This is a genomic window from Paenibacillus sp. BK033 (assembly GCF_004345425.1).
Classification (GTDB): domain Bacteria; phylum Bacillota; class Bacilli; order Paenibacillales; family Paenibacillaceae; genus Pristimantibacillus.
The window spans coordinates 13,987-27,829 of sequence record NZ_SLVP01000002.1 but is presented as its reverse complement, the minus strand read 5'-3'; the positions used below and the strand labels follow the sequence as shown (position 1 = coordinate 27,829).

12 protein-coding genes and 1 pseudogene are annotated in these 13,843 nt (G+C 49.6%); 4 read left to right on the top strand and 9 right to left on the bottom strand.

Annotated features, from left to right (window positions below; all coding sequences use genetic code 11):
• Positions 1 to 9: 9 nt before the first annotated feature.
• Positions 10 to 894 carry a tetratricopeptide repeat protein gene (locus EV294_RS07265; RefSeq protein ID WP_132305368.1) on the top strand — a complete coding sequence of 295 codons (885 nt, stop codon included), beginning with the start codon at positions 10 to 12 and terminating at the stop codon, positions 892 to 894.
• A 63-nt stretch (positions 895 to 957) separates the two neighbouring features.
• Here EV294_RS07265 and EV294_RS07260 read toward each other — a convergent pair whose 3' ends face one another.
• A complete protein-coding gene (locus EV294_RS07260; RefSeq protein WP_132305366.1) occupies positions 958 to 1,848 on the bottom strand; it encodes a LysR family transcriptional regulator in 891 nt (296 codons plus the stop codon).
• 125 nt (positions 1,849 to 1,973) lie between these two features.
• On the opposite strand from EV294_RS07260, the gene EV294_RS07255 reads away from it, so the two are divergent.
• From EV294_RS07255 to EV294_RS07240, 3 genes and pseudogenes are all read left to right on the top strand, one after another.
• A complete protein-coding gene (locus tag EV294_RS07255) occupies positions 1,974 to 3,377 on the top strand; it encodes an MFS transporter (RefSeq protein ID WP_132305364.1) in 1,404 nt (467 codons plus the stop codon).
• A 136-nt stretch (positions 3,378 to 3,513) separates the two neighbouring features.
• Positions 3,514 to 4,269 (top strand): MerR family transcriptional regulator, encoded by a 756-nt coding sequence (locus EV294_RS07250; RefSeq protein WP_132305362.1) that lies wholly within the window; start codon positions 3,514 to 3,516, stop codon positions 4,267 to 4,269.
• A 541-nt stretch (positions 4,270 to 4,810) separates the two neighbouring features.
• Positions 4,811 to 5,008, top strand: a pseudogene (locus EV294_RS07240) (IS3 family transposase); the annotation flags it as partial.
• Positions 5,009 to 5,211: 203 nt separating this feature from the next.
• Here the strand turns inward: EV294_RS07240 and EV294_RS07235 are convergent.
• The 8 genes from EV294_RS07235 to EV294_RS07195 form a co-directional block, all read right to left on the bottom strand.
• Positions 5,212 to 5,394, bottom strand: coding sequence for a twin-arginine translocase TatA/TatE family subunit (locus tag EV294_RS07235; RefSeq protein WP_132305360.1), 183 nt, complete (start codon positions 5,392 to 5,394; stop codon positions 5,212 to 5,214).
• Positions 5,395 to 5,656: 262 nt separating this feature from the next.
• On the bottom strand, positions 5,657 to 6,964 hold the full coding sequence (locus EV294_RS07225) for a (Fe-S)-binding protein (RefSeq protein WP_132305358.1): 1,308 nt from the start codon (positions 6,962 to 6,964) through the stop codon (positions 5,657 to 5,659).
• Between the two features lie 43 nt (positions 6,965 to 7,007).
• The gene (locus EV294_RS07220) at positions 7,008 to 8,423 is read right to left on the bottom strand and encodes an FAD-linked oxidase C-terminal domain-containing protein (protein WP_132305356.1); all 1,416 of its coding nucleotides are present in this window, start codon (positions 8,421 to 8,423) and stop codon (positions 7,008 to 7,010) included.
• A 106-nt stretch (positions 8,424 to 8,529) separates the two neighbouring features.
• A complete protein-coding gene (locus EV294_RS07215; RefSeq protein ID WP_132305354.1) occupies positions 8,530 to 9,288 on the bottom strand; it encodes an SDR family NAD(P)-dependent oxidoreductase in 759 nt (252 codons plus the stop codon).
• 20 nt (positions 9,289 to 9,308) lie between these two features.
• A complete protein-coding gene (locus EV294_RS07210; protein ID WP_243711592.1) occupies positions 9,309 to 11,105 on the bottom strand; it encodes an aminotransferase class III-fold pyridoxal phosphate-dependent enzyme in 1,797 nt (598 codons plus the stop codon).
• Positions 11,106 to 11,134: 29 nt separating this feature from the next.
• The gene (locus EV294_RS07205; RefSeq protein ID WP_243711591.1) at positions 11,135 to 12,097 is read right to left on the bottom strand and encodes a M81 family metallopeptidase; all 963 of its coding nucleotides are present in this window, start codon (positions 12,095 to 12,097) and stop codon (positions 11,135 to 11,137) included.
• A gap of 16 nt (positions 12,098 to 12,113) precedes the next feature.
• Positions 12,114 to 13,418, bottom strand: coding sequence for a M20 family metallopeptidase (locus EV294_RS07200; protein WP_132305352.1), 1,305 nt, complete (start codon positions 13,416 to 13,418; stop codon positions 12,114 to 12,116).
• A 14-nt stretch (positions 13,419 to 13,432) separates the two neighbouring features.
• Entirely contained in the window at positions 13,433 to 13,837 is a 405-nt protein-coding gene (locus tag EV294_RS07195; protein ID WP_132305350.1) for a RidA family protein, read from the bottom strand.
• Positions 13,838 to 13,843 lie beyond the last annotated feature (6 nt).

Below are 13,843 nucleotides of genomic sequence, written 5' to 3'. Positions count from 1 at the left end.
GATGAAGTAGTGGAAGAAGAGACATTAACCCCATCCTCTCTTACTGGCTATACGAGCGTGTACCAGCTGATGTCCTGGAAGAAATATAAGGAAGCCTTGCTTGAAACGGAGAAGCTGCTAAGGGAAGATCCTCATAACCCGGATCCCTACGCCTTATATGCTCAAATTTGCATGTTAATGGGGGATTACGAGAAAGCCCGTCATTGGGTGGAAGAAGCGTTAAAACGGGACCCCGAGCATCATCTAGGCTGGTATGTCCGCGTTTCGTTGTTTTATGAGACCGGCAACGAGGCTGCTTTTCACGAGGCAGTCCATGAAGCGCTGCGAATTGATCCTTACGAGGCTCATTATTATTACTTGCGGGCTAATCAGCTGAACAAGAAGGGCAAGTTCAAGGAAGCGAAGGAGCAAATCGAGGTTGCTCTGGAGCTCGAACCCGAGAATCCGCAATATCTGTCCATTCTTAGTTACACGGAAGCTTTGCTCGGGAATGATGCCGTATCCAGAGATGTCGAGCGGGAAGCTCTCCGTTATGGCGCGGAAGAACCGATTGTGCTGATGTACTTGGCCTGGTCTGCCGCCAGGCGAGGGGATTACAAGCTGCATGAGACTTATATGCGGAGCGCGGTGCGGTTAAATCCGGACGAGAAGCAGTACCAGGATGATTACCTGGAGTCGCTTCAGAATCAATATGTGCTCTACCGGATTTGTTTGTGGCCTAATAAATTATTCCGTAAAATGAAGCCTTGGCAAATTTTCGTGCTGTGGGCGGTATGCTGGTTATTGTTCAAGCCGCTTGTCCTTGTCTTTATTATCCTTCATCTCGTCGCCCACTGGTCGACCAAAGCAATCGTTCATGTGAAGATCTTTGGCTGGCGCAGACGGCGGACATAAGCCTAATACGGAACCCGTGCAAAAACCGGATCGATTCTCTAAAGGAGAATGATCCGGTTTTTTTTAATTTCCGGTTAGATCTAGTTGCTTGTGGGATCTCAAAAATTCCAGATACTGCCTTGATGCGCGGGATAAGTATCGTTTTTCATTCCAGGCGATGGAAAATTCGCGTACGCAGACCGGATCTTGAATGTTCAACAGCTTAACATTGGGATCCTCATTCGTATTGCGCGGCACAAAGGCTATGCCAAGTCCCGCTTGGACAAGGCTCCATAATGCAGAGGGTTCATCGACCTCGCAGATGATAGTTCTGAATATACCCGCGGCTTCGCAATAAGCTTCGTTAATTTGCCGGAACGGATGACCCGCATGATATTCGATATATGCCTCATTCGCTGTTTCGATCAAAGTAATCGTGTCTCTGTCCGCGAGCGGATGAGTGATTGGAACGGCAAGACAGACTTCCGCCTTCAATACGATTTGCTCTTTGATCCAAGATTGGTTCAGAGGCGCCGCAATGAAACAGAGGTCTACGTCGCCGCGCTCCAAGAGGCCGATCATGTCGCCCGAAGAGGCTGGAGGGATCTGGGTCACGCGAAAAATAATGTTCGGATTCTCCTTGCGAAATTCGCTAATGGTGGAAGAGAGTCGATTAAGCGTTGGGGTAGCAAGCCTTATGGTTCCTTGCTCCGTGCCCAGCATATCTGCCAATTCCCGACGTCCTTCGTCAAGCGCGCCAAGCGCGATTTCAACCTGTTGCAGAAATGCCTTGCCGTAGCGATTTAACCGGATTTGCCGGTTATTCCGGTCAAACAGGGGGACGCCGACATCCTCTTCGAGTCGCGATATGGTCTTGCTAAGCGCGGGTTGAGCGATTCGAAGCACTTCGGCAGCTTTGGTCATATGCTCGTATTTCGCAACCGTACGGAAATAATGAAGCTGCAACAGTTCCATTAAGTAAACCTCCCAGTCTTTTTCCATATACCTGAGTATATAATAACATACAATATTATATATTATCCTTTATCGATTGGCAGGGGTATATTGGTAAATATAAAGAGAAACAGGAGGGAAATGCCATGTCAGCGGAACATCTTGATGTCACGCAACCAGCAATAGGAAACGTACTCATTAAGCTTCTTGCGTTCACCCTGATTTTATCTTCCATGAGCGCGACGATGTTCAATATTGTTCTTCCCGAGATCCGGACCGACTTTGAACTCTCCGTCGCTCAAGTCAGTTGGGTATCGACAGCCTATTTACTCATCTATGCAGTAGGTTCCGTTATTTACGGCAAGCTGCTCGATCGGTATCAGGCTAGAAATTTGATTACCTTTGGACTCCTCGTATTTGCTTCAGGCTCATTGCTAGGGCTGCTTGCGGTATCATTCCCATTCGTACTGATGGCCAGAATACTGCAAGCGGTTGGAGCATCCGTTATTCCGGCACTAGCCATGTTAATTCCCGTCCGTTATTTTCCGCCGGAAAGAAGGGGGCATGCCTTGGGAATTTCGGCTACCGGATTAGCGCTTGGCAATGCGATTGGACCCATTGTCTCTTCGCTCTTGGTGTCATTCGTTCATTGGAGATGGTTGTTCGCGATACCTTTGCTCATTCTGATCACCTTGCCGTTCTATCGTAAGCATTTGAGCTCGGATCCAAAAGAAAACGGCCGTATGGATTGGCTTGGAGCAGGCCTGCTTACGGGGACGGTAGCCCTGCTGCTGCTGGCCATTACGCAAGGGAACCTTTGGCTGGGCATCGGAAGTGCCTTGATGCTTATCGGTTTCATCTGGCGTATTCGTACAGCGGCTGATCCGTTCATCTCCAGGGCGCTTATGAGGGATCGCATCTATTTAATGGGGTTAATGATTGCGGCGATCGTGATGAGCATCAGTTATTCATTGCCGTTCCTAACGCCTCAATTGCTGGCGGATATCAATCGGTTGGAGCCCGGCGTAATTGGCTTTGTCATGGTTCCCGGAGCATGCTTGTCCGCTTATTTGGGTCGGAAAGTAGGGAAAATGGCGGATTCCAAAGGCAATTCCTTCGTTTATCACACAGCGTCATTATTATTATTCAGCTGTTTCCTTCTGTTATCGATATTTGTTGGGAGTCCGGCCATTCTGATCGGATTCATTTTCACCATTGGCAATGCAGGCCAGATGTTTATGCAAATCGTACTATCCAATACCATCTCGCGCAGCATTCCTAGGGATCAGATTGGAGTTGGAATGGGGTTGTTGACGCTGTGCAGTTTCCTGTCCGGTGCGGTCTCTACGGGGATATACGGCAAAGTGATGGATCACAGCGCCCGGTCGAGCTGGATACCTTGGCATTCCAACGAAGCCTCTTTTGTATTCAGTAATTTATATCTTGTACTGGCTCTTCTTCACATTGGCCTGCTTTTTCTGTATCGAAGTGTATATGCAAGCGGGAAAAAGACGAATTCGGCTGGACGAATGCTTGGTAATCACCGATAAGGAATAGACGGATCGATCTGCTTGAGGGATCGGTTCGCTTTTTATTGAAAAAAGCATTGACTCTCCTCTTAGGGGAGACTATAAACTTCATGATGTGAACGGCCGTTCCAAAAGTTAGGGAAACAGGAGGTTGAGCATGTTATTGTCGGTGAAAGAGGTCTCCGAGATGGCCCATGTGACCATCAAAACGCTGCATCATTATCATAAAATCGGTCTCCTTAAGCCAACTGAAATCAGCGAAGCCGGTTACCGGTTGTACGGTGAAAAAGAGCTGCAGCGCCTGCAGGAAATTCTATTTTACCGCGAGCTGGAATTTTCATTGGATCAAATTAAGGAAATTATGAATTCCAACCCGGATCGCAAGAGCATTCTCGAGAAACAGGAAGCACTGCTAATCAGCAAGAGTCAAAGGCTTGATACCCTTATTGATACGATTAAATTAACGATAACGTCGATGAAAGAAGGAATAACTATGGAGAACAACCAATTATTTGCCGGCTTTGCTAACGAGCGGCAATGGAATGAAGCCCTTGAAGAGCAGAGTAAATACCTGGAGGAAACCTACGGCATGGAGCCGTTAAAGGTTCAGGAGGCTGATGTTCAAACGATGAATGAGCAGGCTGCCGAAGCGGTGACCTTCATGAGCAACATGGCTGAATCGTTAAGAGCCGGATTGAAGCATAACGAAGCGAAGATAGCTGATTATATAAAGAATCATTTAGATTTCCTGAATAGACACGGGCATAAACTCTCAGCCTTGGATTTTGCTTCGCAAACGAAATTTTTCCTGCAGGATGATTTCCATTTGAGTATGCTGGAGGCTCAACAAACCGGGCTGGCCTATTATCTTGCCGCTGCGGCAGAGGCCTATCAAGCACAAAGCAAGCGATAAAAGGGAAAAAAGAATGTAAGCGTTTACAATGATAAAAAACCAGGTTGAATCAGATAATGATTCTGCTTGGTTTTTTTGCGCGTTATACGGAATACGCGTTTAAACGTGGAAACAAACAAACAATGATTACATTGATATTGATCATCAAATTTTTAATGATTGCAATGACAAGTTCAGCAAAATCAAACCAGATTGATTAATCAAGAATCAAATCTAACAAGAATCAAATCTAATAAGATTAGATCAAATCAAATTGAAATAGATCAAATCAAATCAAATCTAAAGATCAAAATCTAAAGATCAAAATCTAAAGATCAAAATCTAAAGATTAAAATTTAAGAGCAAAATCTGAAGATAAAATTAAAAAGATCTAAGCAAAATCTGAAGATAAAATTAAAAAGATCTAAAATAGCGCAGACAAGCAACTGGCAACTAAATAAGAGCAAACTGGCCCAGCTTTGGTTTTCCTTATTAGCTTTTTCACAAAACCCGTATTTTATACATATGTCTTAAATCCGCAATATCTACAATTTCGTAGTTAACGCCCGCTGATAATGCCCCCATCGAAACGTTTCATTCCACTCTAAAGTCTGAAACGTTCTACCTCGAAGGTTTAACCTATACAACGACGGCCATCGTTGAACAGACCGTTCGAGACTACACTTACTATAACTCAATTCGAATTCAAACGAAACTAAACAACCAGTCGCCGGTTGATTTCCGACGACTGGCTGCTTAAACTTGAAAGGTGTTTTGATCCCTGTCTCAAAAACGGGGGTCAGTCCCTTTGTGACTGATGCTTTTTTTTATGCCCTTTTAAGGGTAAATCTGGAGACATCACTCTTCATCAAACCGGTAAACACAAATATGAATAATTTTCTTCACATTTATTAACGATACTAGTTTTGAAAATAAGCCCGCTGATGAGCGGACTTATTAGGTTTATTTCTTCATTTCATCCTCTTTATCTTCATCCAGTAGCATTCCTTCCCGTGTTCCTTTGCGAAATTCCGAAAAAGTGGATCCAATGGCTCTTCCAAGCTGAGGCAGTTTGGAAGGTCCGAACAGTAGCAAGCCTACGACAACAATAAGGATAAATCCTGTGACTCCAATACCGTATGGCATATAAATTCCTCCTCGTGTTTTCGTTAGAAGTTCATCTTAAATGCAACGTTTTTCTTATCACAACGATTCTTAGAAGCCCCTGCCTGATCCATCGCTAAGAGAAAAAGGAAACTAAGGATAGCTCCAAACCATACAAGACCTAGTCCCTGAAATACAGCGATACAGCGGGTACCTCTCTTCCCAGTTCCTGACCTTCCAAAAACGTATCGATTACTAGAAATAAGAGAAGTCCAACTGTGAAAAATCCATAGGCGTTGTAAACCTACCCTGGCAACAAGCGTTCATACAGAAAATCTACCACATGAACGGATTGTGTCTTGCGGTAATCACCATGCTTCGCTATGCCGAGCTTCATTTGCAATAAACATCCTGGGTTGCTGGTCAGTATGAATTCAGATTCAGTGGCATTGGCATGTTCCATCTTGTGTTCGAGTATTTGTCCGGCCATTGCGGGCTGCGTCAAATTATAGATACCTGCCGATCCGCAGCAGCGGTCGGCTTCCTTCATCTCGGTGAAAACCGTGTTCTCCACTTGCCGGATCAGCTCTCTTGGCGCCTTGGAAGCTCGCATCACGTTGCGCAAATGACAGGAATCCTGATAGGTCACACGCACGGAAGTCATTTCGCCCTGATCAGCATAACGTAATTGACGACCATGCAATACAAGTATTTCCGATATGTCGATTACCCTCTCCGCGAACCAAGCCGCGTCCTCCCGCCACTGCGGATCATCATGCAGCAAATGATCATACTCGACAAGCAACGCGCCGCAACCTCCGGCGTTGGTCACAATATAATCAATTCCAGCTTCCTTAAAACAACGTATGTTACGGCGGGCAAGTGCTCTGGCTTCCTCCGATTCCCCGCTATGTGCGTGAAGCGCGCCACAGCAATTCTGGGATTCGGGAATGATAACCTCGAACCCCGCTTCATTCAGCAACTGGACGGTCCTGACGTTCGTCTTCGTAAACAGCACATCCATGATACAACCCCTGAACAAAGCGACAGTCGCGATTTTATTCCCCTTGGCTGGATGAAGTACGCCCATCTGCTCTATAACGCCGCGAATAGCTGCTTTCGGCAGGATAGCTTCCATCTCACGAATATAGGCAGGAAAAAGCTTCATGACCCCCGAAGTGCGTGCCATCTTGGGTATGCCTGACTTCTGATAAATTCCCATGACATTGCCGAGCAGCTTCATCCGGCTTTGCTTTGGGAATATACTCCGGAATGCAGTACGGTGTATCGCCTTAACCCACCACCGATGGCTTTTCGTATGGTCCTCAATCGCATCCCGTGCCTGCTCAATTAGTTGCCCATACTTCACATCGGCAGGACATGCGGGTTCACACGCACGGCATCCAAGACAATGGTTCATCTGCTCTTCGAAAAGGCGATCCGGTTCAATCACACCATCGACTACCGCTTTCATTAGTGCGATCCTTCCTCGCGGCGATTCGACCTCGACACCCGTCTCCCGGAATGTCGGGCATGCAGGCAAGCAGAAGCCGCAGCGCATGCAGTTGGTGAGCTGCTCGTAATCGAGCGTAAGCCGCAGCTTCTCTGTCATCGAAATACTGGCTTCCCATGCCACAGGTTTCCGATGGTTCGAGTTATCCACGGTCAATCACCACCCTTTTGCGTGTTTCTTTGGCGAACATTTTGCCCGGATTCAGGATATTGTTCGGATCGAACACCTTCTTGATTCCTTTCATCATGGTTAGACCAGCATCACCCACTTTCCATTCAAGGTAAGGTGCCTTTACGATACCGACACCGTGTTCACCTGTTATCGTTCCGCCGAGCCTGATAGCTGCTTCGAAAATTTCTTCAAAAGCCTCCTCTATCCGGTGTACCTCCTCCGGGTTTCGGGCATCCGTCATCGCGGTCGGGTGAAGGTTTCCATCGCCCGCATGTCCGAAGGTGCAAATTTGTACGTCATATTTTTTCGCGATCCGATTGATTTCTAATACCATTTCGGCGATTTTCGAGCGAGGGACGGTAGCATCCTCCAATATCGTCGTCGGCCGCAGTCGAGCGAGCGCCGTGAAGGCACTTCGCCGCGCAGTCAGCAATTTGAGCGACTCTTCCTCATTTTCCGCTACACTAATTCGGTCTGCCTGCTCTGCCCGACATATCTCCTCAATCCGAGCTATATCCCTTTCCACCATCTCCGCATCGCCGTCCTGCTCAATTAACAATATCGCCTCCATATCCCGGGGAAGCCCTAGTTTAGCGTAATCATCCACAACTTGAATCGTTGGTTTATCAAGAAACTCCAAAGTTGCCGGAATAATACGGTTTTCGATGATTTTCGAAACCGTCCTAGCCGCTCCATATATGTCCTTGTACATGGCAAGCATCGTTTTTTTATATTTCGGAGGAGGAATGAGCTTTAACGTCGCTTCTGTAATGACCGCTAGCGTCCCCTCTGAACCGACAAGCAACTTGGTCAAGTCGTATCCTGCCACGTCCTTCATAAGTTTTCCGCCAGTGCGGATGATGTCGCCATTCGCCAAAACGGCTTCCAGACCGATAACATAATCCTTTGTTGTCCCATACTTCAAACCACGAAGTCCACCAGAGCATTCCGCAATGTTGCCACCAATCGTCGAGATGACCATACTGCTCGGATCCGGAGGGTAGAAGAGCCCAAGCTCTTCTATCCGGGTGGTAAATTGCTTGGTAATCATTCCGGGCTGAACAGTTGCTGTCAAATTTTCCAAGTCCACTTCGAGCAAACGGTTCATTCTGTGCATGACCAGGACTATTCCGCCTTGAACAGGTACGGTGCCTGCGCTAAGATTCGTCCCAGAACCTCTGCTCACGATTGGGATACAATAGTTATTCAGCACCTTTATAATACGGGAAACTTGTGCCGTATTTTCGGGATACATAACGGCATTCGGTAATGCTTGCAGCATAGGCGTCCCATCATAGGAATGTGTCACCAACGAATGAGAGTCGTCTTTGAAATAGGCTTCTCCAACAATCTCAATTAATTGTCTTCTAACCTCATCATTAAGCATTGTTAAGCCACCTTCACGGTTAAAATAATCAGGTTATGTTCCAGTGTTTCACTCTACTTTTTCAGGAAACGAATCGAGGTCATTAGGTGTTTGAAGAGAGCAGGGCTTAAGACAGCTTGATGAGCTGGCCGCCGTCTATGACCAGACAGTGTCCCGTCATGTAACGGGACTCGTCGCTCGCCATGAACAGGGCCGCATCGGCAATATCTTCCGGCTGGCCGACCCTTCGCATTGGAATCGTCTTTACATAGGTCCCTATCGCCTGCGGATTCTCTATTAGCGGCTTAGTCAGCCTCGTTTCGATAAAGCCGGGGCACAGCGAATTGACGCGGATGCCGTATTCGGCCAGCTCGAGCGCCATCGACATCATTAGTAGATTCAGACCGCCCTTCGACGCATTGTAATGGGCTTGATCAGACTCAGCTGCCAATCCGTTCACACTCGACATCTGAATAATCGAACCACCGGTTCCTTGATGCACCATATCCCTTGCCGCACGTTGAGATACGAGGAAGGCGCCCTTCAGGTTCACGTTCAAGTGCCGGTCCCAATCCTCCTCCATAATCTCGAGAAAAGCGGATGGCTTGCAAATGCCAGCGTTATTCACAACAATATCGAGCTTGCCCCATTGAGCGGTCACTTTATCGATCATCGTATCAACCTGGGACTTGCTTTGAACGTCCGTAACGACCCCTAACACCTCTGCACCTTCAGCGCGAAGCAATGCGTTTATTTCCTCCAGTGCCTCCGCTTCATTGTCCGCAATCGCCACCTTCGCGCCTTCCCGTGCAAAACGCAGGGAGACGGCACGGCCGATGCCGTGCGATCCACCTGTAATTAAGGCTACTTTATCTTTGAGGCGCATGTCCTTGCCTCCTCCCTTAACTAAAGACGGCCTAAAGCCCGATCCACGGCTAGCAGTGTTATTTCGATATCCGGCAGGCTGTGAGCCGTCGAAATGTACCACAAGCCGTTCGGTCGCAGCAGTACGCCTTCGCTAAGCATAATTTCAGCAAATCGGGCATACTTGCCTGCATCTCTTTTATTGAAGGTGTCAAAATCCGTAACCTCCCGCTCATCGGTAAACATCAGATGGAAAACCGGACCAAGCTGATTGATCACGCCTGGAATACGATGCTTGCTCAGCAACGCGCGAATACCGGCAGATAAGGTGACTAATAGCTCTTCCATACGCTTGTAGGCGGTCCCCCCATTACTTGCAAGCTCTCGGATCGTAGTGAGCGCAGCGGTAATGGCCACACCGTTCCCGTTCAATGTTCCCAGATGACTGACATCGGATGAGTCGATATATTTCATAAGCGCGGACGTACCGGCTACAGCGCTGATTGCAATCCCCCCGCCCATCGCTTTGCCAATAGTGACCAGATCCGGCTTGATGCCGAACCTTTCATGCGCGCCGCCAAGACTTAATCGGAAGCCTGTAATGACTTCATCCAAAATAAAAACGATCCCCAGCTCCTTCGTTAACCGGCCGATAAGCTCCAAATAACCGGGCTTTGGTTGAATACAGCCCGAATTACACATAACCGGCTCCGAAATAACGGCAGCGATCTCGGGGGCTCGGGTCCTTAACGTCGATTCCAGCGCGGCCGGATCGTTCCATGGAAGCAGGATGATATCGTCCAGACTGTTATCGCTTTGCCCCATCGTGCCCGGAGGTACTGCGGAAGTCTCTCCACCGGCGGCCTGCCCGCTTAATCCGGCTCCGGGAAAAGAGGTAAAAATCGAATCCGACCAGCCATGATAATGCCCATGAAAACGGACAATCTTACTTTTCCTCGTATGGGCACGGGCGAGGCGTAGCGCAAGCATAACCGCTTCGGTACCCGAGCCGCTGAATGCGACCTTCTCCGCGCAGGGAAGCACTTTCACCAGCAGATCGGCCAGCTCGATTTCGCCTTCGTGCTGCAATCCGTACGTGTACCCTTTGCGCATCGAGGCTAAGATCGAATCTGTTAATCCGTCATGAGCATGCCCGAGAATCAAAGGGCCATAGGCGAGTAAATAATCGATGTAGGTATTCCCGTCTACGTCCTTCAGGCGGGCGCCTTTGGCAGATTCAGCGTACAACGGAACCGGCTTCATCGAAGCGCGAAGCGAGCTCGCGACGCCTCCGGCAAGATGCCGCTGCGCTCGCTGGTAGTTGGCTTTGGAACGTTCAATATTTAACATTTGGGATTTACCTCCGTAACTAGATATAGACGAATCCAAAGGAAAGATAGGACGTTTGATATGTTTATATGGAAAATGGGACAGGTTGGAACTGCAGCAGCCCGGCGTATCGACGGGTAAGACAGCCTTGCAAATGGACCCGAATGCGGTCTTCCAGGCTAAGGCGGATTTGACGACAATCACATGATAATCCTCTGCTTGAAGCCCCACAGAGCGGACATGCCCCGCATCCCAAGGGGCCGTTCGCTTCTCGGTTACAATGAGAGTAAGTTTACCAGCCTCGATCACGGCCGTTTTCCCCATATCCGCCCACTGGCCGGTCATATAAGGACCGATATGCGTATATTTGCCGTCGAACAGTGTCCGGACGATCCCGTGTATCCGAACGGGCTCACCGTGCAGGCGGTCGCTTCTTCCTCCGATACTGCCGTCATAAACGGCTCCGACTCCGAGACTGTACGCTTCTGCAGCGGCCTCTTCGTCATGCATGACGATAAGCGTTTTTTTCGAAGGGACGGTCAGAAGAGCCAGGGTATGGGTGCGTCTGCAGGCGCTCCGCCACCGACATTATCCGAGCCTTCCACCAGAATGACGGGGCCTTCCGCGATCTCCATCGCTTTGGACACCGCTTCCTCCACCGGCAGAGCCGCGTAGGCGAACCGTTCCCTGCTGTCCCAAGCCATCCGCTTTAGCTCATCGGCATAACGTACCGCCAATTCCGGATCCTTATCGGTTGTCACCACGAAGGATACTCCCGCGTCCGGCACGTCACTGTAGGGGAATCCCCCTGCCACCGTAACATTTAATACCCTCGGTTCAAGCTCCATGGCAAATGCCCGGTCCATCCATTCCTTCATCGGACCTTCTTCATGAGTCGGCATCATCTGAGGAACAACCAACATGCCAGGCTTCGCCATTGCAAGCGTAGGTACGATTTCACCGCGGATCGTCCGGATCAGAAGTGCAGCCGCTTCAACCGCCCTCTCATACGCATCGATATGCGGATACGTATCGTAGCCCACGAGAATATTGGTATTGCGTACCATCTCGGGACTTATGTTCGCGTGCAGATCCAGCGTCGCCGCAATGGGCTTAGATAGCCCGAGCCGTTCCCGCACCCGCCGTAACAGCTCGCCTTCCACATCAGGAAGCCCCTCAGCTGCCATAGCTCCATGCAAAATAACCAGCACGCCATCCGATGTCGTGTCGAGCGAACCGGCGACTGCGCCGATCAGGTGATCTGCCGCATCCGCTGCTATCATCCCGCTCGGTACTGCTCCTGCATACAATCCGCAGGCAAGCTCTATACCCTCACTGCAAACCGCATCGATTACGCCTCCCATCGAAGTGCGTGTGTCCCTGTATCGGCTAAGGAATTCATCATTGCCGAGCACCCATTCGGTGCTGAATGCCTCCAATCCCGTCCTGCCCGGGGCAAATGTATTCGTTTCATGATACATCCCAATTACTGCAAGCTTCATGCTGATTCATCCTTTCTTAAGGAAGCAGTCCGCACCAGTCAATGAGAATTTCCGCATACCAGCGGATCAAGCGCTCGTAAGAATCGAGTTCGAGGCATTCGTCTGCCGCATGGGCATTTTCCCCGCTTGGACCTAATATTAATGCAGGCGTACTGCTGTATAGATTAAACATAAAGCCGTCGCATGCGAACGGAGAACCCTGAGGCGGACCGATGGGAACCCCAAGCACCGCTTGGCCGGTTCTGGCGGCAATCTGCAAGAAGCTGTCTGTGCTGTCATCCCTGCGCATTTCACTGCCGCTTAAGTATCGAATCAGCGGCTTAATCTGCGGACGGCATTTGACAAGCGTCGGATAATGAACCAGCTGGGCTTCGTAATAATCCCATAATTCAGCCAAAATATCCTCACCGGTCACTCCGGGATAAGCTTCGATCCAGAAGTTAAGCTCTCCCGTTGCGGGAAGCTTCTCCTGAAGCTCGCGGCTTGCATCCCCGGAGTAAATACTAAGCAGCGTTACCTCGGGTTCGCGGCCGCCTTTCCATAGGGGATGGGGTGTCAACCTGCCGAGACGGTATTCGCGGAATGCTTTCAGCATGGCGGCGAACTCGACCGTTGCGTCCAATGCGCTTACGAGCTCCTCCCCTGAGAAGCCGATCCCGCTTTTCCCTTCGAAACGCGCTTTCCAGATGCCTCCGCCCAAATGTGCCGTATAGAGCCTCATATTGGAGGGCTCTGGAATGATCGCCATATCGGCATTTAATCCCCGCAGTCTGCCGGCCAGTGACCCGTTCGCTCCCCCGTGCTCTTCATCAACGACGCTCTCGATGTGTACCGCCCCCGCAAGGGGAACGTTCAGCGAGATCAGACACTTCACCGCCATCATGGCGGCTGCCATGCCGCCCTTCATGTCATATGCGCCGCGGCCGTACAGATAGCCGTCATGCACTTCACCGCCAAAAGGCGGGTAATTCCACCGCTCTGTACCCTGGTAAACCGTATCCGCATGCCCTGAAAATAGCAGCGATCTGCCAGTACCGCCAAAAAAACTCCCCGCTACATTCGGACGGTTCGTATACACCCTGCTGTCCATATAAGCCGGATGAACCTTTAAGCCGGGCACATCCATAAGCTGGTACATATCTACCTCAGCCCCTGCTTCTTGCAGCCAATCGGCCAGAAATCGCTGATATTCCGCTTCATCCCCATCAGGCGGGTGGTTGACGCTTGGTATTTGTACTAGCTTAGCCGCTAGTCCAACAGCCTCCTCCCGATGCTCTTCCACCCATAGGCGGATCGCTTGCGATAACCGATCGCGTTCCATCCCGCATACCCTCCCTAGCTATTTTGTAATCCCTGCGTTCTTTTTGCCGGAGCATAGGCGATAACATCGATTTCTACCAGATAGGCTCCCATATCGACAGGCGCCGTGGTTCTTGCGGGATAAGGCTGCTGTAACACCGCGGCATAGGTCTGGTTATATCCGGGGAAATCTTCCGTTTTGCTGACAAAAGCATTCGTTTTTACGACATGATCCAGTGTAAGGCCCACCTGCTCCAAGATGATTTCGATATTCCGGAGACATTGTCGGGTCTGTTCTTCGATGGTCGAACCGACAACCTCACGCGTAACGGGATCCACGCCAACCTGCCCGGAAACATAAACGAAATCTCCCGCTTGGACGGCATGAGAAAATGGCAGCGGAAACTGTGGAGCCTCAGGGACGTTATAAGCTTTAGGCATAGCAAT

What these genes read in the sequence shown, in the direction of transcription:
- EV294_RS07235 (WP_132305360.1), bottom strand. Translation starts at nt 5,394, where the DNA reads ATGCCATACGGTATTGGAGTCACAGGATTTATCCTTATTGTTGTCGTA.
- EV294_RS07200 (WP_132305352.1), bottom strand. Translation starts at nt 13,418, where the DNA reads ATGGAACGCGATCGGTTATCGCAAGCGATCCGCCTATGGGTGGAAGAG.
- EV294_RS07220 (WP_132305356.1), bottom strand. Translation starts at nt 8,423, where the DNA reads ATGCTTAATGATGAGGTTAGAAGACAATTAATTGAGATTGTTGGAGAA.
- EV294_RS07215 (WP_132305354.1), bottom strand. Translation starts at nt 9,288, where the DNA reads ATGCGCCTCAAAGATAAAGTAGCCTTAATTACAGGTGGATCGCACGGC.
- EV294_RS07255 (WP_132305364.1), top strand. Translation starts at nt 1,974, where the DNA reads ATGTCAGCGGAACATCTTGATGTCACGCAACCAGCAATAGGAAACGTA.
- EV294_RS07260 (WP_132305366.1), bottom strand. Translation starts at nt 1,848, where the DNA reads ATGGAACTGTTGCAGCTTCATTATTTCCGTACGGTTGCGAAATACGAG.
- EV294_RS07225 (WP_132305358.1), bottom strand. Translation starts at nt 6,964, where the DNA reads ATGACAGAGAAGCTGCGGCTTACGCTCGATTACGAGCAGCTCACCAAC.
- EV294_RS07205 (WP_243711591.1), bottom strand. Translation starts at nt 12,097, where the DNA reads ATGAAGCTTGCAGTAATTGGGATGTATCATGAAACGAATACATTTGCC.
- EV294_RS07210 (WP_243711592.1), bottom strand. Translation starts at nt 11,105, where the DNA reads ATGCATGACGAAGAGGCCGCTGCAGAAGCGTACAGTCTCGGAGTCGGA.
- EV294_RS07195 (WP_132305350.1), bottom strand. Translation starts at nt 13,837, where the DNA reads ATGCCTAAAGCTTATAACGTCCCTGAGGCTCCACAGTTTCCGCTGCCA.
- EV294_RS07250 (WP_132305362.1), top strand. Translation starts at nt 3,514, where the DNA reads ATGTTATTGTCGGTGAAAGAGGTCTCCGAGATGGCCCATGTGACCATC.